This is a genomic window from Streptomyces zingiberis (assembly GCF_012034935.1).
Lineage (GTDB): Bacteria > Actinomycetota > Actinomycetes > Streptomycetales > Streptomycetaceae > Streptomyces > Streptomyces zingiberis.
In genome coordinates this window covers 16,401-41,128 of record NZ_JAATEN010000030.1, presented here as the reverse complement: position 1 = coordinate 41,128, position 24,728 = coordinate 16,401, and the positions used below count along the sequence as shown (strand labels likewise).

The window sequence follows — 24,728 nt, the reverse complement described above, 5'->3', positions numbered from 1 at the left end:
TTCTACGCGATGTGGTCCTCGAACAGCTCGGTTTCGAAGCGTGCCGTGAACCGCTTCATGTACTGGTCCACCTCGCGGCTGTCCAGGCGCAGCCCGTGGGCCGCCTCGACGTTCGCGGCGAAGGCGCGCGCCGTCGGCATGCCCTCGCCCGCTATCGAGCCGCGGAAGGTGTGGTACAGCTCGTCGTCGGTGGGCATGGCGTCCTGCACCCCCTGGCCCAGCGGCCGGGTGCCGCCGGCCCCGTTCGGCACCTGGAACCGGGAGGCGGGCTCCTGGCCCCCGGCCGGCGCGTCCGTCCCGCCCGGCACCGTCCCACCCGGCCCCGTCCCGCCCGGCACCGCGCCGGTGGGCACCGCCGGGGCCTGGCCCCCGGCCGGTGCCGGCCCGGGGCCGGCCGCGCGCTGCTGCGGCACGGGGGCCGGCTGGGGCTGCTCCTCCTGCCGGGAGCGGTGGGGCTGCGGGGGAAGCTGCGGGAGGATGTGCCCGGCCGGTTCCGTGGGGTACCCGGCCGCGTCGTGGGTGGGGCCGCCCTGCTCCTGGTGGGGCAGGGGCTCCTCCGCCGGGCGCTCGTGGCCCGGCTCCTGACCGGTGGCCGTGGCCGGTGCGCCGGGCCGGGCCGTCGTGGGACGGGCTGTGGCGGATTCCAGCTCCGGGGGCGCGGGGTCGGCCGGAAGCAGCCGGGGTTCGATGCCCGCGGCCGCCAGTCCGGCCGGGGCGGTCTCGGCCAGCGGGACGCCGTAGCGGGCGAGCCGGAGCGGCATCACGGCCTCGACGGGTGCCTTGCGGCGCCAGGCGCGGCCGTAGCGGGCGCGCAGCCTGGCCTGGTAGACGAGGCGGTCCTGTTCGAGGCGGATGACCTCGTCGTAGGAGCGCAGCTCCCACAGTTTCATCCGGCGCCACAGCCGGAAGGTGGAGGGGAAGGCCAGCAGCCAGCGGGAGAGGCGGACGCCCTCCATGTGCTTGTCGGCGGTGATGTCGGCGATCCGGCCGATCGCGTGACGGGCCGCCTCGACGGAGACCACGAAGAGGACCGGGATGACGGCGTGCATCCCCACGCCCAGCGGGTCCGGCCAGGCGGCGGCGCCGTTGAAGGCGATGGTGGCGGCGGTGAGCAGCCACGCGGTCTGCCGGAGCAGGGGGAAGGGGATGCGGATCCAGGTCAGCAGCAGGTCGAGGGCGAGCAGGACGACGATGCCCGCGTCGATCCCGATCGGGAAGACCACGGAGAACGCTCCGAAACCTTTCTGCTCCGCCAGGTCGCGCACCGCGGCGTAGGAACCGGCGAAGCCGATCGCCGCGATGAGGACGGCGCCGGCGACGACCACCCCGATCAAGATGCGGTGTGTGCGTGTCAGCTGCATGGCGGCCACCCGCGCTCCCCTTCCGGCTGCTGTGTCGTCGAGAACTGTGGTGCCGAGGACTCCGTCGTCGAGGACCGGGCCCGTCGGGAACGGGGCGCCGGCCGGGACCGGGGCACCGGCCCGGTGTCGCCGGCGTCTCCACCACCGGCGTCGCCTCGGCCGGCGGCACCGTGGGCGCGGCGACTTCGGAGGTCCGGTGGCTTCGGGTCGACAACTCGGGGGGACAGCCTGGCACATGTGTGCGAGCGGCGAGGAGCCCGGACCCGTCCTGGGCCCGGGCTCCGGGGTGGTGATCGGCCGTCGAGGAGGCGGCTGGGAGCGGCTGGGAGCGGCCCTGGGCCGCCGGCGGCAGGCACCGGGACGGCCGTACCCGGGCCGGCCGGCGCGGGCGGGACCACAGCCCGGGCGGGCCGTGGCCCCGGCGCCCGGGCCGTCGCCCTCAGCTCGCGTCGCTGCCGGCGCCGCCCTTTCCGCCGTTGGCCTCGGCGACGGCCGCGACCGCCTCCTTGGCGGCCTTCTCGGCGTCCTTGAGCAGGTCCTCCGCCTTGGGCGGCTTGGCATCCTCGTAGCCGGCGCCGTTGTAGTTGAGGGTGATGACGACGTTCTCCGTGCGGGTCACCACGGTCTGGTTGCGGTAGCCGTCACCGTCCTTGGTGACGGAGTACCGGACGGTGGCGGCCTGGTCGCCGATGCCCGAGGGGCCGGCGTCCTTCACGTCCTTGCCGCCCTTGACGGACTTCGCCTCGGAGACCTGCTTGGTGAAGTACTCCTGGGCGCGCGACTCGGCGTCGCCGAGCGTCGCGTCCGAGTCGAAGCGCTGGAGCGAGACGTCCAGCCAGCGGTACTGGAAGCCGTCGAGCCCGTGCCAGGAGCAGCTTCCGCGCGCCTCGACATCGCTCGACTTGCCGGCGGTGCCGGACTTGCTGTCCGCCTTGGGGACCAGGTCGCCGATGGTGTCCTTGCCGAGCACGGAGCAGGGCTTCGGCAGGCCGGAGAACTTCGCGGGCGCCACCGTCGGCGCCGCGCTGCTCTCCCCCGGCGCCGGGGACGCCTTCCCGTCGGCCTGGTCACCGGAGTCGGAGGAGCAGCCGGCCACGAACATCACGGGTATGACGGCTGCTGCGGCGAGAAGTCGCGTGGCTGTTCGGTACATGGTTCCTTCGCTCTGCTGTCATCCGGGGAGGCGCTGGTGCCACCCGTACGCCGCACCACCGTACGGGGTGACGGCGGACGGGTGGCGGTTCATGCGTCGAAGGTCTCGGAGAGCTCCCGGGCCAGCCGCTGGGCCCGGCTCTGCAACTCCTCGCTGCCGGGGATGTCCGAACGGATCGTGGACCACCGGTCGTAGACGATGGTCACCAGGACGTTCGACGCCCGGAAGACGATGGTGATGTCACGGTGGACGCCCGAGTCGGCCGTGACGAGGTGGTCGTCGATGTAAGCGACATCACCCAGCCCGTCGAGGGGACGGGGGGCGAGAAGGGGCTCGTCGGAGTCCTCGGGGGAGGGGGTGGAGCTCTCGGCCCCGTCGTCGCCCCCGCCCTCCTCGCCTGCTTCCTCGCTTCCCTTGCTGCTCTCGCCGTCCTCGGAGTCCTCGGCGTCCTTGCCGGTGCCACCCGGCTTCCCGGTCTCGCCGGTCTTGTCCCCGCCGGCGTCCCCCTTGCCGGCGTCCGGTTCGCTGCCGCCGGCCTTGCCGTCCGCGGAGTCCCGGTCGTTCTTGCCGTCGGCGTTCTCGGCGTTCTCGGCGTTCTCGGCGTTCTCCGCCTCGGACGCGGAGGCCGAGGCGGACGGTTTGCCGTCGTCCGGCTTCTCGTCGGCCGGGGCCGGGATCCCCGCGGCGGACGCCTTCTTGTCGTAGAGCTGCTGGGCGCGGTCGTCGTCGCTGAGGGCCCGGTCGTAGGAGACGACCCGTTCGAGGTCGATCTCCAGGTTGTGGGAGCCGTCGGGCAGTCCGGCGGTCCAGCGGCAGCCCGCGCGGCGGCCGGTGTCGAAGGTGACGGACGGGTGGCCTGCGTAGGCCGTCTCGCGTTTGCCGTCGTCCAGCGCCTCCAGGCCGGGCAGCAGGGCCCGGAGCGTGCCGCGGTCCACGACGCCGCAGGCCTCGGGGAGGGTGCGGTACTTGCCGGGCCGGGCCGTGGGGCCGGCGGTGGGCGCGTTCTCCTGGGCGTCGCCGCCACCCTCGTCGCCGGAGGAGCCGGTGCAGCCGGCGGCGCCGGCGACCAGGCCCATGAGCAGCGCGACCGCCGCGGCGTTCGTTCGGTACGCCCTTCGCTGCACGGTGCCCGGCTCCCTTCGGGGGGTGGATGCCGCCGTTCGGCGGACGGAAGACCATGTGTACCGCACGTGCCGCCGCACCGCCGGGTTGGTGCCGGTTGTGTGACGGATGTCCGGTGGTGTGGGTGTGGTGACGGCGCGGTGGGGGCGTCCGGCCGCGGGGGCGGTCCGCGAAGGCGGCCTGCGGGCGGGGCCGGCGGGGCGGTCCGGCGGCGTGGCCGGCCCGGCTCAGCGGGGCTCGCGGTGCACCTTGGTGTTGGACGCCTGGGCGCGGGGGCGGACGACGAGCAGGTCGATGTTGACGTGCGAGGGGCGGGTGACGGCCCAGGCGACGGTGTCCGCCACGTCCTCCGCCGTGAGCGGGTCGGCGACGCCCGCGTAGACGGCGTCCGCTCGCTCCTGGTCGCCGCGGAACCGGGTCAGCGAGAACTCGTCCGTGCGCACCATGCCGGGCGCCACCTCCACGACCCGGACGGGGGCGCCGCAGAGCTCCAGCCGCAGCGTCTCGGTGAGGGCGTGCGCGCCGTGCTTGGCGGCGACGTAGCCACCGCCGCCCTCGTAGGTGCCGAGGCCGGCGGTGGAGGAGAGCACGACGACCGTGCCGTCCCCCGATCCCTTGAGGGCGGGCAGCAGGGCCTGGGTCACGTGGAGCACCCCGAGGACGTTGACCTCGTACATCGCCCGCCAGTCGGCGGGGTCCCCCTCCGCGACGGGGTCGAGGCCGAAGGCCCCGCCCGCGTTGTTGACCAGCACGTCGCAGCGGTCCAGGGAGGCGGCGAAGGCGTCGACGGCCTGCCGGTCGGTGACGTCCAGCGGGTGCGCGACGGCCTCCCGGCCGGCCGCCGTCAGCTCGGCGGCGAGCGCCTCGACGCGCTCGGCCCGGCGCGCGGTGAGGACCACCCGGTAACCGGCCTCGGCCAGCTTCCGGGCGGTGGCCGCGCCGATTCCGCTGCTGGCGCCGGTGACGACGGCGGTGCGGGTGCTCATGGTGCCTCCGTTGCGGGCTGGTTGGCGTTACGCGCTCTGCGGGCCTCGCCGACCGCTGTGGGGGCCACCGGCCGGGCGTGATCGTCCGCTCGAAGGATATGCCCCCGCCGATCGGATCAGCGGAGGGTCCGACCGGGGGACCGGCGCCTGACATGTGCGGACATCGGCGGGCGGTGAGGGGAACGGAGCGGTCACCGCGGCGGCGGGGCCGGGGCACCGCCGTCCGGCGCGGTTCAGGGCCCCTCGCCGTGCGGTCCGGCCGGCGCGTGTATGGCAGGGTTTGATGGGGACACGGCAGGGTGCCGCGTCCGCCGCCAACGGCGGGAACAGCGCAGACAGCGACTCCGGGAGAGCCGCGACGTCAGAAGGAGGGGGTCGGCGTGGGGGCTCCACGGATGAGCACGACACCACTGCCCGGCATCGGTGTCCAGTACGAACTGACCACACGGGAGCGCCGGCGGCTGTCGGTCGTCGCGCACCGCGACGGCACGCGCAGCCTCAACGCGTACCGCTCCGACGACCCCGACGCCTGCGCGCTGTCCCTGCACCTCACCGGGGCGGAGGCGGCCCTGCTGGCCGACACGCTGACGCCGCACGACCACAACCCCAGCCTCCTCCACACCACGGACCTCGGCCTGGTCGCCGAGCGCGTCCCGCTGGGCGCCACCTCGCACTGGAACGGCCGGGTGCTGGGCGACACCTGCCTGCGCACGGAGACGGGCGCCTCGGTCGTCGCGGTGCTGCGCCGGGCCGAGGCGATCCCCTCGCCGAGCCCCGCCTTCCGGCTGGCCGGGGGCGACACGCTCATCGTCATCGGCACCCGCGAAGGCGTCGACGCCGCCGCCGCGATCCTCGAACGGGAATGACCGGATGCACGAAGCGATATTCCTGATCGAACTCGGCGGCATCGTCCTGGCCCTCGGCCTCCTCGGCCGCTTCGCCGGCCGCTACGGTTTCTCGCCGATCCCGCTCTACCTCCTCGCCGGGCTGGCCTTCGGCCAGGGCGGCCTGCTGCCGCTGGGCGCCAGCGAGGAGTTCGTCGCCCAGGCGTCGGAGATCGGCGTCGTCCTGCTGCTGCTGATGCTCGGGCTGGAGTACAGCGCCACCGACCTGGTGAGCAACCTCCGCAAGCAGTACCCGGCCGGGATCGTCGACTGCGCCCTCAACGCGCTGCCCGGGGCGGCCGCGGCGCTGCTGCTGGGCTGGGGGCCGGTCGCGGCGGTGGTGCTGGCCGGTGTCACCTGGATCTCGTCCTCCGGTGTCATCGCCAAGGTGCTGGGCGACCTGGGGCGGGTCGGCAACCGGGAGACGCCGGTGATCCTCTCCATCCTGGTGCTGGAGGACCTGGCGATGGCGGTGTACCTGCCCGTCCTCACGGCGCTGGTCGCCGGGCTCTCCATCGCCGCGGGCAGTGTGACGCTGGGCATCGCGCTCGGGGTGGCGGGGCTCGTGCTCTTCGTCGCCGTGCGCTACGGCCGCCACATCTCGCGGTTCGTCTCCACGGACGACCCGGAGAAGCTGCTGCTGGTCGTGCTGGGCCTGACGCTGCTGGTGGCGGGGATCGCCCAGCAACTGCAGGTCTCGGCGGCGGTCGGCGCGTTCCTGGTCGGCATCGCGCTCTCCGGGGAGGTGGCGGAGGGGGCGCACAACGTGCTGGTGCCGCTCCGGGACCTCTTCGCCGCGGTCTTCTTCGTCTTCTTCGGGCTGCACACCGACCCCTCGACCATACCGCCGGTGATCTTCCCGGCACTGGTGCTGGCGGTGGTCACCGCCCTCACCAAGATCGCGACGGGGTACTGGGCGGCGAAGCGGGCGCGCATCGGCGAGAAGGGCCGCTGGCGCGCCGGCGGTGCCCTGGTGGCACGCGGCGAGTTCTCCATCGTCATCGCCGGGCTGGCGATCGGCGCCGGTGTCGAACCGCAGCTCGGCGCGCTGGCCACGGCCTACGTGCTGCTGCTCGTCATCCTCGGCCCGCTGACCGCCCGCTACACCGAACCCGTCGCGATGCGGCTGCGCCACGTCCTCGCGCGCACGGCGCCGCCCCCGGCGGGGAGCGGCGGCCCGGGGACCGGCAGCGGCACCGGCACGGACGGCGGCCCGGCCGCCGGGACGGGCGGTGACACCGGGACGGGCAACGGGGCTCGCGGCGCCGGGACGGGCGACGGGGCCGGTACGGGCAGTGTCAGCGGTACGGGCAACGGGGCCCGCGGCGCCGGGACGGCCGGCGGTATCGGGACGAGCGGGGCCGGGACGAGCGGGGCCGGGAGTGCCGGTGCGGGCAACGGCGCCGGTAACGGGTCCGCTTCGGGGGCCGCCGGTGACGGTGGCGGTGGCGGTGGTGGCGGTGGTGATGCCGGAACGGACAGTTCGGCGGCCGCGCGCACCAACCCCGGAGCCTGACGCCCGGAGCCCGGAGCCCGGAGCCCGGAGCCCGGAGCCTGGCGCCCGGAGTCTGGCGCCCGGAGTCTGGCGCCCGGAGTCTGGCGCGCTGACGCGCGCCTCCGCCCCGGACCCACGGTCGGGTTCGGGGCGGAGGCGCGTCAGCGCTCGGAGGTCAGCGCGCGGAGCGGGTGGCCCGCGGTGGCCCGGCAGGTCGCACGGCTCACACCCCACGGTCCACACCACCCCGGCCTGGGGCCCGGGGCCGCCTCGGGCGGCCGGAGGTTCGGCCGGCCTTCCGTTGTCGCGGTCCCTGGCGTCCCGGGTCCTGGTTTCCGGACCACTCGGGACCCTTCCGGACCCCCCTCGGGATCCTTCCGGACCCCTTCGGCTTTGCCGGGCCGGCCCCCGCTCCTGGCACCGGCCGGGTCCGGGCCGACGGCCTCGCGGGCCGGCCGCAGCCGCCGGACGTCGTCCTCGGTGTCCGCCCCGGCTGCACGCACCGGAGGATCCGGGCCCCGGAAACGCACGGAAACGCACGGGAAGGTCCGTGGGGCGTCAGCCGGTCTCGTGCCCGGATCCGCCGTCGCCCCCGGACCGGCCCTCGCCCGCACCGCCGCCCCCACCGGCGCCCGGTCCCGAGCCCTTGCCCTTGTCCCGGTGGCGCAGGGAGTCCGCGACGCCCTTGGCGCGCTGCGTGGCGCTCTTCATGGCGTCCTCGCCCTTGCTCCGGAGCTGGTCGGTCCGGCCCTCGGCGGCCAGCCGCTCGTCGCCGGTCGCCTTCCCGGCCATCTCCTTCGCCTTGCCCTTGCCCTTGTTCAGCGAGCTCTCGCCGCCCATGGCGGTCCTCCCTCGGGTCTCGTATGTCCCTTTCGAACATACCCAGGGTGGACAATTCGGGCCATTCGGCCGTGCGTGTGGAGGTGCCGGCCGAGTCCCGGGGGTGATCCCGGGTGGGTGTCAGGGGCCTGTCAGGCGTACCGGGGCGGAGGGGTCGAGGGGCCGAACCCGAGGGCGGGACCCGTGGACCGCGCCTCCGCCGCCGGGCGCCGGGGCTCGCGCCCGGGTGACGCCGGAACGCTCAGGGCCACACCAGGCAGTAGGGCTGGTGCCCCGCGTGGTGGAGGCGCTCGGAGAAGTCCTGCCACTCGTGGAGGAGCTGGTAGACGGTGAAGGCGTCGCGCGGGCCGCCGCGGTCGGGGACCGTGGACCAGATGAAGGCCGCGGCGCCGACCGCCTCCTCGCCGATCCCGCGCAGCGGGTCGACGGCCGTGACCGGCAGTTTGACGACGGCGTAGTCGGGGTGGAGGACGACCAGCTCCAGCGGCGGGACCTTGTGCAGCGGCATGCCCTCGATGCCGGTGAGGACCATGGCGGCCATCGTCTCCGGCTTGATCTTCGTGAACATGCCCCCCATGCCCAGCTCGTCACCGCCGAGTTCCTCGGGGCGCATGGAGACGGGGACGCGGGCGGCGGTCGCACCGTCGGGCGCACCGAAGTATTTGTAGGTCACCCCCACCCGGCCACTCCTGATCCCCCTCGGTTTCTCCGGCACGCCCTCTCCCCGGTGCCGGCCCTTGCCCCGACGGGCCGCACGGGGGGAGCGGGCGCGCTCGGGGTCCAGGTCGTCGGTCCCCTCGCCCGGTCCGCCACCGCGATGCATAGTCTCCACCCGAACAGTCGCGGCCAGGGCCGCGCAACCCGATCATCGTCTCAGAGACCTCCCCCGGGACCGGCGGGTGAAACGCCCGGCTGTGCACGATCCTGCGGGGCTCTGAGACCATGGCTTGCGTGACTTAACTTCCAGCAGGTCCAGTCTCGCAGACGTACGGACGGCCGGTCTCCTCGTCTCAACGGTGGGAGGAACGGTCACCGCGCCCGGTCCCGGCGCGGGCGCCGGCGGCGTGCCCGCCGTGCCGCCGTACGGCCGCTCGTCCGGGCCCCCGCGCTGCCCCCGTTCCCTCCCCGCAGGTCAGGATCACAGTGTCTTTCCCGTATGAAGCCCCGCTCTCCCAGGCGCTCTTCGACCGTGCGGCCGCCGTGACCCCCGGTGGCGTGAACTCCCCGGTCCGCGCGTTCGGCGCCGTGGGTGGAACGCCCCGGTTCATGGTGTCCGGTACCGGCCCGTATCTCACCGACGCCGACGGCCGCGAGTACGTCGACCTCGTCTGCTCCTGGGGGCCGATGATCCTCGGCCATTCCCACCCGGCCGTCCTGGAGGCCGTCCGGGCGGCGGTGGAGCGCGGTACCTCCTTCGGCACGCCGGGCGAGGGCGAGGTCGAGCTGGCCGAGGAGATCGTGGCGCGTGTGGCGCCGGTGGAGCAGGTGCGGCTGGTCTCCTCCGGCACCGAGGCGACGATGTCGGCGATCCGGCTGGCGCGGGGCTTCACCGGGCGGGCCAAGGTGGTCAAGTTCGCCGGCTGCTACCACGGGCACGTGGACGCCCTGCTGGCCTCGGCCGGCTCCGGGGTGGCGACGTTCGGGCTGCCCGACACCCCCGGGGTCACGGGCGCCCAGGCCGGCGAGACGGTCGTGCTGCCGTACAACGACCTGGAGGCCGTCCGCGCCGCCTTCGCCGCCCACCCCGGTGAGATCGCCTGTGTGATCACCGAGGCCTCGCCGGGCAACATGGGCGTCGTCCCGCCGCTGCCCGGTTTCAACGAGGGGCTCGCCGCCCTCTGCCGGGAGCACGGCGCGCTCTACGTCTCCGACGAGGTCATGACCGGCTTCCGGGTCTCCCGGGCCGGCTGGTACGGGATCGACGGGGTGCGCCCGGACCTGATGACCTTCGGCAAGGTCATGGGCGGCGGCTTCCCGGCGGCGGCCTTCGGCGGCCGGGCCGACGTCATGGCGGCGCTCGCCCCGGCGGGCCCCGTCTACCAGGCGGGCACGCTCTCCGGGAACCCCGTCGCCACCGCGGCCGGCGTCGCCCAGCTCCGCCAGCTCGGCGCCGCCGCGTACGAGGCGGTGGACGCGGTCTCCGCCGAGGTGCGCGAGCTGGTCACCGAGGCGCTGGCGAAGGAGGGCGTGGCGCACCGGGTGCAGACGGCGGGCAACATGTTCTCCGTCTTCTTCACCGAGGCGCCGGTGACCGACTACGCGGGCGCGAAGGCCCAGGAGGCGTACCGCTTCACGGCCTTCTTCCACGCGATGCTGGAGCGGGGGGTCTACCTGCCGCCGTCCGCGTTCGAGTCGTGGTTCGTCTCCAGCGCCCACGATGCCGCGGCGGTGGAGCGGATCGCGGCGGCCCTGCCCGCGGCGGCCCAGGCGGCCGCCGCCGCGACCCCGGAGGCCGGGGCGTGACGGCCGGGGAGGGCGCGAGAGGACACGGTCCCGGCACGGGGGACGAGGGAGATCCGGGCCGCGGCAGCGGGGCGCGCGGGGCGAACGGCACGAACGGCGCGGGGGACGAGAGGACGGCGGGTATGGCGGCGGGCGGCACTGCGGCGGGCGGTCCGGCGGGTCCGGCGGGTCCGGGGGACGGTGAGGACCACGGCCCCGGGTGGGACGGTGGGTCCGGCGGGTCCGGCGGGTCCGGCGGGTCCGGCGGGTCCGGTGGGTCCGGCGGGTCCGGTGGATCCGGTGGGGACGACGCGATCACCGTCGTCCATCTGATGCGCCACGGCGAGGTGGAGAACCCCGGCGGCGTGCTCTACGGCCGCCGGGCCGGCTACCACCTCTCCGAACTCGGCCGGAAGATGGCCGACCGGGTCGCGGAGCACCTGGCGCACCGCGACCTCACCCATGTCGTCGCCTCCCCGCTGGAGCGGGCCCAGGAGACGGCGGCCCCCGTGGCGCGGTCGCACGCGCTGGAGGTCGCCACCGACGAGCGGCTGATCGAGGCCGCCAACGTCTTCGAGGGCAAGACCTTCGGGGTCGGCGACGGCGCGCTGCGCCGCCCCGGGAACTGGCGCCATCTGACCAACCCCTTCCGGCCGTCCTGGGGCGAGCCCTACGCCGAGCAGGTGGCCCGGATGCAGGCCGCGCTGTTCGCGGCCCGGGACGCCGCGCGCGGCCACGAGGCGCTGGCCGTCAGCCACCAGCTCCCCATCTGGGTCGTGCGCAGCTTCGTGGAGAAGCGGAGGCTGTGGCACGACCCGCGGAAGCGGCAGTGCACCCTGGCCAGCCTCACCACCTTCACCTTCCAGGGTGACCGGATCGTGTCGGTGGGCTACACCGAGCCGGCCCGGGACCTCGTGCCGCCGCATCTGCTCGCGGGCGCCAAGCCGGTCAAGGGCGCCAAGGGGTTCGGGGCCTGAGCGGCGCCTGATCACACGGCCGCCGGGCGGATCCCCGCGCGGGACCCGGCGGCCACCGGCCGGGCGCGGAGCCGTCCGCGCGCCCGGCCCGGCCGCGCCCAGGGCGGGGAAGGGGCCCGGGAGGGGGGCCGGGAAGATCCCCGAATCGGTCATGCGAAACTTTTCACATGAGTGGATGCGACACCCGCCGGGACCGCGCGCCCCGCCGCCGCGCCACCGCCCTCACGGCAGCCGTGGCCGCCGGACTGGTGCTGCTCTCGGGCTGCGGAGGCGGCGAGAGCACCGGCGGCTCGGGCAACACCGGCTTCGTGGCCGGGGACGGTGGCGTCGACCGGGCGGCGAAGGGCGACCGGCGGCCCGCGCCCGACCTCTCCGGCGAGACCGTGGACGGCGAGCGGGCCGCGCTCGCGGACTACGCGGGCAAGGTCGTCGTCGTCAACGTCTGGGGCTCCTGGTGCGCCCCCTGCCGGGCGGAGATGCCGCACCTGGTGAAGGTGGCGGACGACACCCGCGACCGGGGCGTGGAGTTCCTCGGGATCAACACCCGGGACCCGAACATCACCCCGGCACGGAAGTTCGAGAAGGAGTTCGAGGTGCCGTATCCGAGTCTCTACGACCCGGCCGGCAAGCTGATGCTCCGCTTCCCCAAGGGCAGCCTCAACCCCAAGGCCATCCCGTCCACGCTCGTCATCGACCGGGACGGGAAGATCGCCGCCCGCGCGCTGAAGCCGCTGGGTGAGGACGAGTTGCGCGAGATGATCGAACCGCTGATCGCGGAGAAGTGATCGCCGTGTTCCCTCCAGCCGATGTCGCCGAGGTCGCCGGTCTGGCCGCCGGGACGCTCGACCGGACCGTGCTGAGCGGGGCGCTGCTGCTCGCCCTGCCCATCGCCGTCCTCGCGGGGCTGGTCTCCTTCTTCTCGCCGTGCGTCCTCCCGCTGGTGCCGGGTTACCTCAGCTATGTCACCGGGGTCAGCGGCACCGACCTGGCGGAGGCGCGCCGGGGCCGCATGGCGGCCGGGGCCGCGCTCTTCGTCGCGGGCTTCACCGCCGTCTTCACCTCCTACGGCGCCCTCTTCGGCAACTTCGGCTTCGTCCTGGAGGAGCACCGGGAGACGATCACCAGGGTGCTGGGCGGGCTCACCATCGTGATGGGCCTGGCCTTCACCGGGATCCTCGGCGGCTTCACCCAGCGGGAGTTCCGCTTCCACCGCAGGCCCACGACCGGTCTGGCCGGGGCGCCGCTGCTGGGCGTCCTCTTCGGCATCGGCTGGACGCCCTGCATCGGCCCGACCCTCGCCGCCGTCAACGCCCTCGCCTTCAACGAGGCCAGCGCCGGCCGCGGCGCGCTGCTCACCGTCGCCTACTGCCTCGGCCTGGGACTGCCGTTCCTGCTGGCCGCCGTCGCGTTCCGGCGGATGCTCGGCGCCTTCGGCTGGGTCCGCCGCCACCATGTGTGGGTGATGCGGGCCGGCGGACTGATGCTGGTCGCGGTGGGCCTGCTGCTCGTCACCGGACTGTGGGACCGTCTCATCGGCGACCTCCAGGTCTGGTCCTCCACCTTCACCCCGGGAATCTGAACCATGGCCGAGACGACGGAACACGCCGAAGCCACCGAGACCGCCGGCGCGGCGGGCGGGGCCGCGGAACCCGGCCGGACGGCGGACGGGACCGGGCCCGGCGGCCCGGGCGAGCCCGGGCTGGGCGCGGCCGGCTCCCAGCTCTCCACCGCCCCGCAGGAGGGCGCGCCGCTGCCGGGCCTCGGGGTGACCGGCTGGGCCCGCTGGTTCTGGCGGCAGCTCACCTCGATGCGGGTCGCGCTGCTGCTGCTCTTCCTGCTGTCGCTGGGCGCCATCCCCGGCTCGCTGATCCCGCAGACCGGCGTCGACCCGATGAAGGTGGAGGAGTTCCGCGCCGGCAACGAGACACTGGCCCCCCTCTACGACAAGCTGGGGCTGTTCGACGTCTACAGCTCGGTGTGGTTCTCGGCGATCTACCTGCTGCTGTTCATCTCCCTGATCGGCTGCATCGTCCCGCGCACCTGGCAGTTCGCCGGCCAGCTCCGCGGCCGCCCGCCGGCCGGCCCCAGCCGGCTGACGCGGCTCCCCGCCCACACCACCTGGCGGACCTCCGCCGAACCGGACGAGGTGCTCGGCGCCGCCCACCGGATCCTGCGGGGGCGCCGCTTCCGGGCCCGGCTCGCGGGGGACACCGCCGCCGCCGAGAAGGGGTATCTGCGGGAGGCCGGCAACCTCGTCTTCCACGTCGCGCTGATCGTGATGCTGATCGCCTTCGCGGCGGGCAGCCTCTTCAAGGCCGAGGGCGGCAAGCTCGTCGTCAAGGGCGACGGCTTCGCCAACACCCTGCCGCAGTACGACGACTTCCGCGCCGCGAGCCTCTACGACACCGACGACCTCGACCCGTTCGGTTTCCGGCTGGACGACTTCGAGGCCACCTTCGAACGCTCCGGGCCGCAGAAGGGCACCCCGCGGACGTTCCGCGCCGACGTCTCCTACTGGGAAGGCGCGGACGGCGCCGAGCGGAAGCGGAGCATCGAGGTCAACCACCCGCTGGAGACGGGCGCCAGCAAGGTCTACCTGATCGGCTACGGCTACGCGCCCGTCGTCACCGTCCGGGACGGCCAGGGCGACGTCGCCTACCAGGGCCCGGTGCCGTTCCTGCCGCAGGACAACAACAACACCTCCGTCGGCGTCATCAAGGTGCCCGACGCCCGGGACAAGGACGGGAAGAAGACCCAGCTCGGTTTCCAGGGCCGCTTCCTGCCGACCTTCGCGCTGGACGAGGTGCGGGGCCCGCACTCCACCTTCCCGGCGCTCGACTACCCGGTGCTGTCGATCAACGCCTTCAAGGGCAGCCTGGGACTGGACTCCGGCATCCCGCAGAACGTCTACCAGCTCGACACCCGCAAGATGAAGCAGTTCACCGAGGACGGTGACCTCTTCCGCGAGTTCCTGCGGCCCGGCGAGACCGTCGACCTCCCCGGCGGCGAGGGCTCGCTGACCTTCGACCGGGTGGAGCAGTGGGCGAGCTTCCAGATCTCCAGCCAGCCCGGCAAGGGCTGGGCGCTCGCCGGTGCCACCGCCGCCCTGGTGGGTCTCGCCGCCTCCCTCTTCGTCCAGCGCCGCCGGATCTGGGTACGGGCCCGCCCGGCCGCGGACGGGACCACGGTCGTGGAGATGGCCGGCCTGGGCCGCAGCGAGTCGGCGCGCCTGCCGGAGGAGCTCGCCGATCTGGCGGTGGCCCTCCAGGACGAGGCGGCGCCGCCGCTGGAGGAGGACGGATCACCCCCGGAGGGCGGGTCTGCGGAGGGCGGTGCCGGTCGCCCGGGGGGCGGTCCGTCCGGTCCCTCCGGCACCTCCGGCACCAGCGGTCCGTCCGGCCCGTCCGGTCCGTCCCGCCCGGCCGGTTCCTCCGGAGCGCCCGGCGGGCCGGAGTCCGCGGGCGCCGCGGCGGAGGAAACGCCCGCCGAGGGGGCCGCCGCGCCCGGCACGGGCCCCGACGGCGCCGTTTCCACGGGCACCGCCCCTGGGGAGACCGCTCCCGTGGACACCGCTCCTGTGGACACCGCTCCTGATGGCGCCTCCGCGGGCTCCGCCGCCCCCTCCGGCTCCGCCGCCCCTACCGATTCCGCTGAGCCCGCCGACCCGGCCGATTCCGCCGCCCCCACCGATTCCGCTGAGCCCGCCGACCCGGCCGGTTCCGCCCGTCCCGCCGATCCCGCCGGTCCTGCCGAAGGAGCGCGTGCGTGAACACCCTCATCCCCCTGGCCGTCCCGGCCAACGAGAGCCTGGCCAACATCAGCAATGTGCTGATCTACTCCGCGATGGCCGTCTACACCCTGGCCTTCGGCGCCCACATCGCGGAGTGGGTGCTGGGCAGCCGCAGCAAGGTGGGCCGCACGGCCGCCGCGCTGACCGCCGGCCCCCGGCCGGCGGCCGCGAACGGTGGTGCCGCGGGCACCGCCGCCCCGGCCGTGAAGGTCACGGGGAAGGGCGGCACGGCGGTGCTGGAGCGGCGGCGCCCCGAGATCGTCACCCGTGGCGCGGCCGGCGCCCGGGACGTCCCGGACGGGCCCGGCGCGGCCGGTGGCGACGAGGGGGGTGACCTCTACGGCCGGGTCGCCGTGTCGCTCACCACCCTGGCGTTCCTGCTGCACGCGGGCGGGGTGCTGACCCGCGCGCTCTCCGTGGAGCGCGCGCCCTGGGGCAACATGTACGAGTTCTCCACGACGTTCTCGATGGTCGTGGCCGGCTCCTACCTGGTCCTGCTCGCCGCCGGGAAGCCGGTGCGCTGGCTCGGCCTGCCCCTGGTCACCACCGTGCTGCTCGACCTCGGTCTCGCGGTCTCCGTGCTCTACACCGAGAGCGACCAGCTCGTCCCCGCGCTGGACTCCTACTGGCTGTGGATCCACGTCTCGTGCGCGATCATCTCGGGCGGGGTGTTCTACCTCGGCGCGGTCGCCACGCTGCTCTACCTCTTCCGGGACCGCTACGAGACCCGGCTCGCCGACCCGGCGGGCAAGCAGCCCGGCGCCTTCGCCTCCTCGGTGCTCGGCCGGCTGCCGGCGGCGGCCACGCTCGACAAGTTCGCCTACCGGGTCAACGCGGTGGTCTTCCCGCTGTGGACCTTCACGATCATCGCGGGCGCCATCTGGGCCGAGGCGGCCTGGGGCCGTTACTGGGGCTGGGACCCCAAGGAGGTCTGGTCCTTCATCACCTGGGCCGCCTACGCCTCCTACCTGCACGCCCGGGCGACCGCGGGCTGGAAGGGCCGCAAGGCGGCGTACATCGCCCTGATCGCCTTCGCGTGCTTCCTCTTCAACTACTACGGGGTCAACATGTTCGTCAGCGGCCTGCACTCCTACGCCGGCGTCTGAGCTCCGCCACCCCGGGGCGCCCGTCCACCCGTGACGGGGGCGCCGCCCCCGGATGCGGGTGTCCTGGCCCGCCGGCCCTGATCCGGGGGCAGCGCAGGTCGGAGGGCAGCACAGGTCGGGGGGTGCGGGTCAGAGGGGCAGCGCAGGTCGGAGGCGCGCGGGTCAGAGAGGTGTGCAAGTCAGAGGCGCGCGCAGGTCACGGGCCGGTGGGACACGGCCCCGGCGGGGACACGCGCCCCGGGCGGCACACGGAAGCGGCCGTCGCGGTGAGAGTTCACCGCGACGGCCGCTTCCGTCAGAGGTCCGCTCCGCCCCGTCAGGCGCCGGGGCCCGTCTCGTCCGGGGCGCCGCCCTCGGGCCCCCGGTCCCGCTCCCGGTGGCCGCGGCCCAGGTGATCGCGGTTGTCCCGGCCGTCCCGGTTCTCCAGCCCGTCCCGCTTCGCCCGGTCCTCCAGGCTCTCCCGCTCCGGCCGGCTCTCCGGGGTCTCCTTCTTGTGCTCACTGGTGTTCCCGCGGTTCTCGCGGTCCTCAGGGCCCTGGCCGTTCTCCTCCGGGACGGTGCCCTTCCCGCCGGTTCCGCCGGGCTCCCCGGGCCGTCCGGTGCCCTTGCGGCCCTCGTTCAGCGAGCGGAGGAACTCCGGGTTGTCGTCCGGGGCGACCCAGCCGCCGCCGGCCGGGCCGCGAGGGCTCCAGCCGCCACCGCCCGTCCGTTCCGTCCGCCGCGGCCGACCGGCCAGCAGCCAGGCCAGGGAGCCGAAGAGGACGTAGCCGAAGAGGGTCACGATGAGCACCCAGACCGGTTTGGGCAGCTTGCGGACCTGGTCCTCCGGGGTGTTGAGGCAGTCGATGAACGCGTAGATCCACAGCGCCAGGATCAGCAGGAACGGCAGATACCTCAGCATGTCGGAGCGAGCCCCCTGGAGTGCGGTGGCGGTGTCCGGGACAACCCCGGTGACACGTCCAGCGTACGTGGTGCCCGATACTGGTCCGCATGGCTTACGAGGATCTGCGGTCCCTGCTGCGGGCGCTGGAGCGCGACGGTGATCTGAAGCGTGTCAAGGCGGAGGTCGATCCTTACCTCGAAGTGGGGGAGATCACCGACCGGGTGAACAAGTCCGGCGGCCCCGCGCTGCTCTTCGAGAACGTCAAGGGCGCGGCGATGCCGCTGGCGATGAACGTCTTCGGCACCGACCGCCGGATGCTCAAGTCCCTCGGCCTCTCCTCCTACGCGGAGATCGGCGAACGCATCGGCGGGCTGCTCAAGCCGGAGCTGCCGCAGGGCTTCGTCGGGATGCGCGAGGCGTTCGGCAAGCTCGCGGGGATGACGCACGTCCCGCCGAAGAAGGTCAAGGACGCGCCCGTCCAGGAGGTGGTCCTCACCGGTGACGACGTGGACCTCGACCAGCTCCCGGCGCTCTTCACCTGGCCCGAGGACGGCGGCTCCTTCTTCAACCTCGGCCTCACCCACACCAAGGACCCCGTCAGCGGCGTGCGGAATCTGGGCCTGTACCGGCTCCAGCGCCACGACCCGCGCACCATCGGGATGCACTGGCAGATCCACAAGGACAGCCGCAACCACTACCAGACGGCCGCCCGGCGCGGTGAGCGGCTGCCGGTGGCCATCGCCTTCGGCTGCCCGCCCGCGGTGACGTACGCGTCCACCGCGCCGCTCCCCGGGGACATCGACGAGTACCTCTTCGCCGGGTTCCTCCAGGGCCGGCGCGTGGAGATGGTCGACTGCAAGACCGTGCCGCTACAGGTCCCGGCGCGCGCCGAGGTGGTCCTGGAGGGCTGGCTGGAGCCGGGCCGGATGCTGCCCGAGGGGCCGTTCGGCGACCACACCGGCTTCTACACCCCGCAGGAGCCGTTCCCGGCGCTCACCATCGACTGCGTGACGATGCGGGAGCGGCCGCTGCTCCAGTCGATCGTGGTCGGCCGGCCGCCCACGGAGGACGGTCCGCTGGGCCGGGCCACGGAGCGGTTCTTCCTCCCGCTGCTGAAGATCATCGTGCCGGACATCGTGGACTACCACCTGCCGGAGGCGGGCGGTTTCCACAACTGCGCGATCATCTCCATCGACAAGAAGTACCCCAAGCACGCGCAGAAGGTCATGCACGCGATCTGGGGTGCCCACATGATGTCGCTGACCAAGCTGATCATCGTGGTGGACTCCGACTGCGACGTGCACGATCTGCACGAGGTGGCCTGGCGGGCGCTGGGCAACACCGACTACTCCCGTGACCTCACCGTGGTCGAGGGCCCCGTGGACCATCTGGACCACGCCTCCTACCAGCAGTTCTGGGGCGGCAAGGCGGGCATCGACGCCACCGAGAAGCTCCCGGAGGAGGGATACACCCGCGACGGCGGCTGGCCCCGGATGGTGCTGTCCGACCCGGAGACGGCCGAGCGCGTCACCCGCCGCTGGTCGGAGTACGGGCTGTGACGGCCGGGGCCCCGGTACCGGGCCGCGGCGGCGCGGCGCGCGGGTCCGGCCCCGGCGCCGACCCGGGTGCCGGCCCGGACGCGGTGGACGGCGGGGCCCCGGCCCCCGGGGCAGCGGGTCCCGCGGATGCCCCGGGCTCCGGCTCCGGGCCCGTGGCCGGATCCGTCCCCGGCCCCGACCCCGTCTCCGATCCCGCCCCCGGTCCCGCTCCCGATCCCGACTCCGCTCCGGAGCCCGGCAAAGGCGGTGTGCGGGGCTTTCTGCGGGTGGTGATGATCGAGCACTCGGTCTTCGCGCTGCCCTTCGCCTACATCGCCGCGCTCACCGCGATGCACCTGACGGACGCCACCGTCCACTGGTGGCAGCTCTTCCTCGTCACGGTGGCGATGGTCGGTCTGCGGACCTTCGCCATGGCGGCCAACCGGATCATCGACCGGGAGATCGACGCCCGCAACCCGCGGACGGCGGGCCGGGAACTGGTCACCGGCGCCGTCTCGGTCCGTACGGCCTGGACCGGCGCGCTGATCGCCCTCGCCGCGTTCCTCGGCGCGGCGGCCCTGCTCAACCCGCTCTGCCTGGCGCTGGCACCGGTCGCGGTGATCCCGATGGTCGTCTATCCCTACGGCAAGCGGTTCACCGACTTCCCGCACGCCATCCTGGGGCTCGCGCAGGCCATCGGGCCGGTCGGGGCCTGGATCGCGGTCACCGGCGACTGGTCCTGGGACGCGGCGGTGCTCGGGCTCGCCGTCGGCGTCTGGATCGGGGGCTTCGACCTGATCTTCGGCAGCCAGGACGTGGCGGCGGACCGCGCCGAAGGCGTCCGCTCCGTCCCCGCCCGCTTCGGGGTGCCCGCCGCGCTGCACGGGGCCCGGGCGGCGCACGTCGTCACCACGGGCCTGCTGGTCTGGTACGGGCTGCTGACCGGGGCGGGCGCGTTCTTCTGGGGGGGACTGGCGATCGTCGCGGTGGCCTTCGTCTACGAGCACACCATCGTCCGGCCGCATGACCTCTCCCGGCTGAACCGGGCGTTCTTCACGGTCAACGGTGTGATCGGCATGGTGCTGTTCGTGTTCACGCTGCTCGACCTGGTGGCGCGCGGACTGCGGCCCTGACGGGCGCGGGCCGCCGGACCGTGGCGCGCTGTTCTTCCGGCGGGTCGCGGACGCGGGACGGTGGGTCGTGGGCCCCCGGGTCGCGGGCTGACGGCGGCGCGGGCGGGCACGGTCACCGGCGCGCCCGCCCGCCCGGGTGAGGGCTCAGCCGATGATGGTCTCGCGGCGGCCCGGGCCGGGCCTGCGGCGGAACATCACCGCGGCGAGCACCCCGCCGATCAGCCCGAAGAGATGCCCCTGCCAGCTCACGGAGCCCGCGGTGGGCAGCACGCCCCAGATGATCGAGCCGTAGAGCACCGCGATCACCAGGCCGACGATGATGTCCGTGACCACGCGGTCGATGAAGCCGCGTACCAGCAGATAGCCGAAGAGGCCGAAGACGACGATCGACGCGCCCGCGGTGACGGACCCGGCGGGCGCGGTCAGCCAGACGCCCAGCCCGCCGGTCACCACGATCACGGCGACCACCGCGAGGAACCGCCGTATCCCGCGCAGCGCAGCGAGGAACCCGAAGAGGGCCAGCGGCACCGTGTTGGCGGCCACGTGGTCGAAACCGAAGTGCAGGAAGGACGCGGGCACGATGTCGCGCAGCTCGGCGGGGTCCCGCGGGGACACGCCGTAGGTGTCCAGGGAGTTCCCCGTGGCCACGTCGTAGAACTCCAGCGCCCAGAGCAGCGCGATCCAGCAGGCCATCAGCGCCGCCGCGGCCTTCACCCGGTGCCCGCCGCTCCGCTCGGGCCGCCGGGCCGTGCGGCCGGGCGGTGGCCAGCCGGCCGTTCCGTAACTCATGGTGCCCCCTCGATCTGCCCGTGGTCGTGCTGCGTGGTGCCGCGTCGTGCCGCCTGTTCCCCTGCCGTACCGGGACCGCGCGCCCCGTGTGGCAGTGACCGTGCCGGTGGTGCCGGCGGTTGTGGTGGTGGGATGTGGCGGTGGACGCGGTGGTGACGTGCGGCCGTTCCTCTCCCTCCTTCCCAGGAGAACGGCCGGGGCACCGTCTCCTGTTCCGGCCGGTGCCGCCCGATAGGCTCGAAGCGTGGAGCCGCCGCACACCGAACAGCACGCGCCGACCGGCCCCCCGCCGCACCGGGAGGGCGCCGGCGGGGCCGGGGCGGCCGGGGGCACGCGCCGCCCCTGGGTCGTCGGGGTCTCCGGCGCGTCCGGGACCCCGTACGCCGCCGCGGTGCTGCGCGCGCTGCTGCACGCGGGGGAGGCGGTGGACCTGGTGGTCAGCCGCGCCTCCCGGCTCACGCTGCTGGACGAGACGGGCCTCCCCTTCCGCGACGCCCACTGGCGGGAGGACCTCCGCCGCTGGCTGGCGCAGGGCGCGGACGGCACACCGGACCGGTTCGAGGCGACCCTGCCCGACCTGTCGACGGTGCGCCACTGGCCGGCGGGCGACCTGGCGGCCGGGCCGTCCTCCGGCTCGTACCCGTCGAAGGGCATGCTGATCGTCCCGGCGAGCACGGCGTCCGTGGCCGGGGTGGCGCTGGGACTCTCCAAGGACCTGCTGCAACGGGCGGCGAGCGTGACGCTGAAGGAGCGCCGGCCGCTGGTGGTCGCCGTGCGGGAGACCCCGCTGAACGGGCAGACGCTGCGCCATCTGGTGACGCTGGACGAGGCGGGCGCCGTGGTGCTGCCCGCGTCCCCGGCGTTCTACGCGGGGGCGGCGGACCTTCAGGACCTGGTCGACTTCGTCGCGGGCCGCGCGCTCGACGCGGTGGGCGTGCCGCACAAGCTGTACCGGCGGTGGTCGGGCGCGCTCGGCGGCTCGGGGCGCCGGCCTGGCGGGCCGGGCCGCGCGGCGGCGGGTGGCGGCGGCGGATGACGGTGAGGGATGACGCCGGGGCCGGCGGCGGAGGGCGGGAGGCCGTGCCCGGCACCTGGGAACGCTGTGCCTGGTCCGGCACCGGGCAAGGGGGTGCCTGGTCCGGCACCGGAGGACACAGTGCCCGTCCCGGCACCGGAGGACACGGTGCCGCTCGGGCACCGGGATACGCGGTGCCGGGCCCGGCACCCCGACGATGACGCGGTGCCCCGGTCGGCACCCCGACGATGCGATGTTCGCGACAGTGCTGGCAGCACGGGAAGGCTTCAACGTCATGGACGCGGTGGACAGGCAGCTCATCCAGGCCCTGCGGGAGAACGGCCGGGCCTCCTACGCGGAGCTGGGCCGGCTGGTCGGGCTCTCCGGGCCGAGCGTCACCGACCGCATCAACCGCCTGGAGTCGGCGGGCGTGATCACCGGTTACCGGGCGACCGTCGACTCCGCGTCGCTGGGACTCGGCGTCACCGCGCTCATCGGCATCTCGCTCTCCGACGCCACCGACCACCAGGACGTGGCGGACCGGATGCGTTCCCTGACGGAGATCGAGGACTGCTGGTTCATCGCCGGTGACGACTCCTACATGCTCAAGGTCCGCGCCAACGACGTGGACGGCCTGGAGTCGATCATCCGCCGCCTCTCCGCCCTCCAGGGGATCTCCCGGACCCGCACCACGATCGTGCTCTCCACCAAGTGGGAGGACCGGGTGGGGGCGCTGCCCGGCGAATGACCCGGGCCGCCCGGGGCCGCCCGCGCCCTCGCGGGGAGCGCCGGGGGAACCGTGGCGAGCGCCGCCCGGAGGCGCCCGGCGGGCGGTCGCGGAAGGCGAAGGCGTAGGCTCGGCGGAGTCAGACCGACGGGTACGGGGAGTTAGGCAAGGGGAGGCGGCGCATGACTGCATCCGCTCAGGACGCGGGGTACAAGCGCGAGCTGGAGCAGAAGGTGCTCGCCGGCGAGCGGCTGTCCCGCGAGGACGGCATCGCCCTCTACGAGAGCGACGATCTGGCCTGGCTGGGCGGCCTCGCCCACGAGGTGCGCACCCGCAAGAACGGCGACGTGGTGCACTTCAACGTCAACCGGCACCTCAACATGACGAACGTGTGCACGGCCTCCTGCGCCTACTGCTCGTTCCAGCGGAAGCCGGGCGAGAAGGACGCCTACACCATGCGGATCGAGGAGGCCGTCCGCCTCGCCACGGCGATGGAGGGGGAGAACCTCACCGAGCTGCACATCGTCAACGGCCTCCACCCCACCCTGCCCTGGCGCTACTACCCGCGTTCGCTGCGGGAGCTGAAGAAGGCGCTGCCGCAGGTCTCGCTGAAGGCGTTCACCGCCACCGAGATCCACCACTTCGAGACCATCTCCGGGATGTCCGCCTCGGAGATCCTCGACGAGCTGATCGACGCCGGCCTGGAGTCGCTGACCGGTGGCGGCGCCGAGATCTTCGACTGGGAGGTGCGGCAGCACATCGTCGACCACCGCACCCACTGGGAGGACTGGTCGCGCATCCACCGCCTCGCCCACGAGAAGGGCCTCAAGACGCCCTGCACCATGCTCTACGGGCACATCGAGGAGCCCCGGCACCGCGTGGACCACGTGCTGCGGCTGCGGGAGCTCCAGGACGAGACCGGCGGTTTCCAGGTCTTCATCCCGCTCCGCTACCAGCACGACTTCGTGGACATGAAGGACGGCAAGATCCGCAACAAGCTCCAGGCGCGGACCACCATGGCGACCGGCGCCGAGGCGCTGAAGACCTTCGCCGTGTCCCGGCTGCTGTTCGACAACGTGCCGCATGTGAAGGTCTTCTGGGTGATGCACGGGGTGCAGACGGCCCAGCTCGCGCTCCAGCACGGGGCGGACGACATGGACGGCTCGGTCGTCGAGTACAAGATCACGCATGACGCGGACAACTACGGCACGCCGGACAAGCTGACCCGGGAGGACCTGCTGGACCTGATCCGGGACGCGGGCTTCCGGCCGGTCGAGCGGAACACCCGCTACGAGATCATCCGCGAGTACCCGGGCCCCGACCCGGAGCGGCGTGAGACCCCGCAGGCGATGCGGGTCTGAGACCGGCCTCCCGGAACACCCCGGCTTCCCGGAACACCCCGGCTTCCCGGGTCACCCCGGCCGCCCGGGCTCCGGCCCACAGGTCACCAGGCCCTTGGGCCCCGGGCCCCCGTGGCACACCGTCCGCCCCCGGCGCCCGAGCGGCCGGGGGCGGTGGCGTACCTGCCCGCACCGCGTGGAGCGCCCCGGGGCGCTGCCGCCCGCCGGCCCGGCCCGGACGGGCGAGGGCTCCCGTGCGGTCCGTCCCACGTCGTGGAAGGCGCTCGTGCGCGACCCGTGGTAATGGCTAGGCTGGCTTCGTGCCGCTTACCTTCACCCTCGACCCCCCGATGACGCCCGGACTCCGCGCGGGCCTCTGCTCCCTGTGGGCCGAGGTCACCAACGCGGGCGGCGCCGTCGGCTTCGTCCCCCCGGTGACGGAGGACGACGTGCGGCCGGAACTGCTCCGGCACCTGGTGGCGATGGACGAGGGGCGTGCCCGTCTGCTCGTCGGCGCCGACGGGACCGGCCGGCCGATGGCGGCGGCCTGGCTCACCCTCAACACCCACGGGCTGATGCGCCACTGGCTCTGGCTCTACACCGTCATGGTGCACCCCTCCCTCCAGGGGCGGGGCGTGGGGCGGGAGTTGATGCGGGCCGCGGCGGTGGCGGCGCGCGGGATGGACGGCATCCGCGCCATCCGGCTCACCTGCCGGGGCGGCACCGGGGCTGACCGCTTCTACGCGGCGTGCGGCTACAAGGAGGTCGGCCGGGTCCCGGACGCGATCAGGGTCGCGGAGGACGACTACCGGGACGACATCACCATGTGGCTCCCGCTGGACTGACGGGCCCCCGCCCGCGCGCGGACCCGCCGGGGCGCGGAACCGCCGGGGCGTGAGCGGCCCTCCCGGCCCTCCCGCGCGGTCGGCGGCGCTGCCACGTCGCGGCCCGGCCGGGCCGCTCCCCGGGGGTTCGTGCCCGTGCCCGGCCGTGGGCGGCGGTGACGTCCGGCCCGTCCCGTGGCCACCTCCCCCGGAGGGCTTTTCCCAGGTCCCGGCCCCTCGTCCTCCCGTCGGAGGCGCTGTGTTTCACTGGAAGGAAGCCGCAGTAGCCAGACCGGCCGACCGGCCGCCCAGCGAAGAGGTTC

General features: G+C 74.2%; 19 protein-coding genes and 3 pseudogenes. 14 read left to right on the top strand and 8 right to left on the bottom strand.

What is annotated here, in order from left to right; genetic code table 11:
• Window positions 1–2 precede the first annotated feature (2 nt).
• The 4 genes from HCK00_RS25510 to HCK00_RS25495 form a co-directional block, all read right to left on the bottom strand.
• Window positions 3–1,361, bottom strand: a complete 1,359-nt coding sequence (locus HCK00_RS25510; protein WP_168104398.1) for a DUF2637 domain-containing protein — start codon at window positions 1,359–1,361, stop codon at window positions 3–5.
• A gap of 439 nt (window positions 1,362–1,800) precedes the next feature.
• Window positions 1,801–2,514 carry a DUF3558 domain-containing protein gene (locus tag HCK00_RS25505; protein ID WP_168104397.1) on the bottom strand — a complete coding sequence of 238 codons (714 nt, stop codon included), beginning with the start codon at window positions 2,512–2,514 and terminating at the stop codon, window positions 1,801–1,803.
• An 89-nt stretch (window positions 2,515–2,603) separates the two neighbouring features.
• Window positions 2,604–3,638 carry a hypothetical protein gene (locus HCK00_RS25500; RefSeq protein ID WP_168104396.1) on the bottom strand — a complete coding sequence of 345 codons (1,035 nt, stop codon included), beginning with the start codon at window positions 3,636–3,638 and terminating at the stop codon, window positions 2,604–2,606.
• Window positions 3,639–3,863: 225 nt separating this feature from the next.
• Window positions 3,864–4,622, bottom strand: coding sequence for an SDR family NAD(P)-dependent oxidoreductase (locus HCK00_RS25495; protein ID WP_168104395.1), 759 nt, complete (start codon window positions 4,620–4,622; stop codon window positions 3,864–3,866).
• A 395-nt stretch (window positions 4,623–5,017) separates the two neighbouring features.
• On the opposite strand from HCK00_RS25495, the gene HCK00_RS25490 reads away from it, so the two are divergent.
• Together HCK00_RS25490 and HCK00_RS25485 are read left to right on the top strand one after the other, a co-directional pair.
• Window positions 5,018–5,488 carry a cation:proton antiporter regulatory subunit gene (locus HCK00_RS25490; protein ID WP_168104394.1) on the top strand — a complete coding sequence of 157 codons (471 nt, stop codon included), beginning with the start codon at window positions 5,018–5,020 and terminating at the stop codon, window positions 5,486–5,488.
• 4 nt (window positions 5,489–5,492) lie between these two features.
• Window positions 5,493–6,668: pseudogene (locus HCK00_RS25485) on the top strand (cation:proton antiporter); the annotation flags it as partial.
• A gap of 891 nt (window positions 6,669–7,559) precedes the next feature.
• On the opposite strand, the gene HCK00_RS25480 reads toward HCK00_RS25485, so the two are convergent.
• Together HCK00_RS25480 and HCK00_RS25475 are read right to left on the bottom strand one after the other, a co-directional pair.
• Window positions 7,560–7,841 carry a CsbD family protein gene (locus tag HCK00_RS25480; RefSeq protein WP_311765486.1) on the bottom strand — a complete coding sequence of 94 codons (282 nt, stop codon included), beginning with the start codon at window positions 7,839–7,841 and terminating at the stop codon, window positions 7,560–7,562.
• Between the two features lie 241 nt (window positions 7,842–8,082).
• Window positions 8,083–8,664 carry a hypothetical protein gene (locus HCK00_RS25475; RefSeq protein ID WP_168104421.1) on the bottom strand — a complete coding sequence of 194 codons (582 nt, stop codon included), beginning with the start codon at window positions 8,662–8,664 and terminating at the stop codon, window positions 8,083–8,085.
• Window positions 8,665–8,984: 320 nt separating this feature from the next.
• Between HCK00_RS25475 and hemL the strand changes: the two genes are divergently transcribed.
• From hemL to ccsB, 6 genes and pseudogenes are all read left to right on the top strand, one after another.
• Window positions 8,985–10,304 (top strand): glutamate-1-semialdehyde 2,1-aminomutase, encoded by a 1,320-nt coding sequence (gene hemL, locus HCK00_RS25470; protein WP_168104393.1) that lies wholly within the window; start codon window positions 8,985–8,987, stop codon window positions 10,302–10,304.
• Between the two features lie 311 nt (window positions 10,305–10,615).
• On the top strand, window positions 10,616–11,260 hold the full coding sequence (locus HCK00_RS25465) for a histidine phosphatase family protein (RefSeq protein WP_168104392.1): 645 nt from the start codon (window positions 10,616–10,618) through the stop codon (window positions 11,258–11,260).
• 167 nt (window positions 11,261–11,427) lie between these two features.
• Window positions 11,428–12,045: a TlpA family protein disulfide reductase gene (locus HCK00_RS25460; protein WP_168104391.1), complete on the top strand. Its 618-nt coding sequence runs from the start codon at window positions 11,428–11,430 to the stop codon at window positions 12,043–12,045.
• A 5-nt stretch (window positions 12,046–12,050) separates the two neighbouring features.
• Window positions 12,051–12,839 carry a cytochrome c biogenesis CcdA family protein gene (locus HCK00_RS25455; RefSeq protein ID WP_311765485.1) on the top strand — a complete coding sequence of 263 codons (789 nt, stop codon included), beginning with the start codon at window positions 12,051–12,053 and terminating at the stop codon, window positions 12,837–12,839.
• A gap of 3 nt (window positions 12,840–12,842) precedes the next feature.
• Window positions 12,843–14,600: pseudogene (gene resB / locus HCK00_RS25450) on the top strand (cytochrome c biogenesis protein ResB); the annotation flags it as partial.
• Between the two features lie 437 nt (window positions 14,601–15,037).
• Window positions 15,038–16,156 carry a c-type cytochrome biogenesis protein CcsB gene (gene ccsB, locus HCK00_RS25445; RefSeq protein WP_311765489.1) on the top strand — a complete coding sequence of 373 codons (1,119 nt, stop codon included), beginning with the start codon at window positions 15,038–15,040 and terminating at the stop codon, window positions 16,154–16,156.
• A gap of 604 nt (window positions 16,157–16,760) precedes the next feature.
• On the opposite strand, the pseudogene HCK00_RS28595 reads toward ccsB, so the two are convergent.
• Window positions 16,761–17,057: pseudogene (locus tag HCK00_RS28595) on the bottom strand (PLDc N-terminal domain-containing protein); the annotation flags it as partial.
• 89 nt (window positions 17,058–17,146) lie between these two features.
• Between HCK00_RS28595 and HCK00_RS25435 the strand changes: the two are divergent.
• Window positions 17,147–18,598: a menaquinone biosynthesis decarboxylase gene (locus HCK00_RS25435; RefSeq protein ID WP_168104389.1), complete on the top strand. Its 1,452-nt coding sequence runs from the start codon at window positions 17,147–17,149 to the stop codon at window positions 18,596–18,598.
• A 248-nt stretch (window positions 18,599–18,846) separates the two neighbouring features.
• The gene (mqnP, locus tag HCK00_RS25430) at window positions 18,847–19,710 is read left to right on the top strand and encodes a menaquinone biosynthesis prenyltransferase MqnP (protein WP_311765488.1); all 864 of its coding nucleotides are present in this window, start codon (window positions 18,847–18,849) and stop codon (window positions 19,708–19,710) included.
• A 144-nt stretch (window positions 19,711–19,854) separates the two neighbouring features.
• Here the strand turns inward: mqnP and HCK00_RS25425 are convergent, their stop codons facing one another.
• Window positions 19,855–20,499 carry a rhomboid family intramembrane serine protease gene (locus HCK00_RS25425; protein ID WP_168104388.1) on the bottom strand — a complete coding sequence of 215 codons (645 nt, stop codon included), beginning with the start codon at window positions 20,497–20,499 and terminating at the stop codon, window positions 19,855–19,857.
• A 391-nt stretch (window positions 20,500–20,890) separates the two neighbouring features.
• Between HCK00_RS25425 and HCK00_RS25420 the strand changes: the two genes are divergently transcribed.
• The 4 genes from HCK00_RS25420 to HCK00_RS25405 all read left to right on the top strand — a co-directional run bounded on the left by HCK00_RS25420 (window position 20,891) and on the right by HCK00_RS25405 (window position 24,426).
• Window positions 20,891–21,535, top strand: a complete 645-nt coding sequence (locus HCK00_RS25420; protein WP_446459023.1) for a UbiX family flavin prenyltransferase — start codon at window positions 20,891–20,893, stop codon at window positions 21,533–21,535.
• 274 nt (window positions 21,536–21,809) lie between these two features.
• On the top strand, window positions 21,810–22,262 hold the full coding sequence (locus HCK00_RS25415) for an Lrp/AsnC family transcriptional regulator (RefSeq protein ID WP_168104417.1): 453 nt from the start codon (window positions 21,810–21,812) through the stop codon (window positions 22,260–22,262).
• Window positions 22,263–22,423: 161 nt separating this feature from the next.
• On the top strand, window positions 22,424–23,602 hold the full coding sequence (gene mqnE / locus HCK00_RS25410; protein ID WP_168104386.1) for an aminofutalosine synthase MqnE: 1,179 nt from the start codon (window positions 22,424–22,426) through the stop codon (window positions 23,600–23,602).
• Between the two features lie 299 nt (window positions 23,603–23,901).
• Window positions 23,902–24,426, top strand: coding sequence for a GNAT family N-acetyltransferase (locus HCK00_RS25405; RefSeq protein ID WP_168104385.1), 525 nt, complete (start codon window positions 23,902–23,904; stop codon window positions 24,424–24,426).
• Window positions 24,427–24,728: the final 302 nt, after the last annotated feature.

Bases quoted from the DNA above. Each gene is read 5' to 3' on its own strand.
- HCK00_RS25510 (WP_168104398.1), bottom strand. From the start codon at position 1,361: ATGCAGCTGACACGCACACACCGCATCTTGATCGGGGTGGTCGTCGCC.
- HCK00_RS25480 (WP_311765486.1), bottom strand. From the start codon at position 7,841: ATGGGCGGCGAGAGCTCGCTGAACAAGGGCAAGGGCAAGGCGAAGGAG.
- HCK00_RS25505 (WP_168104397.1), bottom strand. From the start codon at position 2,514: ATGTACCGAACAGCCACGCGACTTCTCGCCGCAGCAGCCGTCATACCC.
- HCK00_RS25490 (WP_168104394.1), top strand. From the start codon at position 5,018: ATGAGCACGACACCACTGCCCGGCATCGGTGTCCAGTACGAACTGACC.
- HCK00_RS25435 (WP_168104389.1), top strand. From the start codon at position 17,147: ATGGCTTACGAGGATCTGCGGTCCCTGCTGCGGGCGCTGGAGCGCGAC.
- HCK00_RS25460 (WP_168104391.1), top strand. From the start codon at position 11,428: ATGAGTGGATGCGACACCCGCCGGGACCGCGCGCCCCGCCGCCGCGCC.
- HCK00_RS25425 (WP_168104388.1), bottom strand. From the start codon at position 20,499: ATGAGTTACGGAACGGCCGGCTGGCCACCGCCCGGCCGCACGGCCCGG.
- HCK00_RS25465 (WP_168104392.1), top strand. From the start codon at position 10,616: ATGCGCCACGGCGAGGTGGAGAACCCCGGCGGCGTGCTCTACGGCCGC.
- mqnE (WP_168104386.1), top strand. From the start codon at position 22,424: ATGACTGCATCCGCTCAGGACGCGGGGTACAAGCGCGAGCTGGAGCAG.
- HCK00_RS25475 (WP_168104421.1), bottom strand. From the start codon at position 8,664: ATGCATCGCGGTGGCGGACCGGGCGAGGGGACCGACGACCTGGACCCC.
- HCK00_RS25495 (WP_168104395.1), bottom strand. From the start codon at position 4,622: ATGAGCACCCGCACCGCCGTCGTCACCGGCGCCAGCAGCGGAATCGGC.
- HCK00_RS25415 (WP_168104417.1), top strand. From the start codon at position 21,810: ATGGACGCGGTGGACAGGCAGCTCATCCAGGCCCTGCGGGAGAACGGC.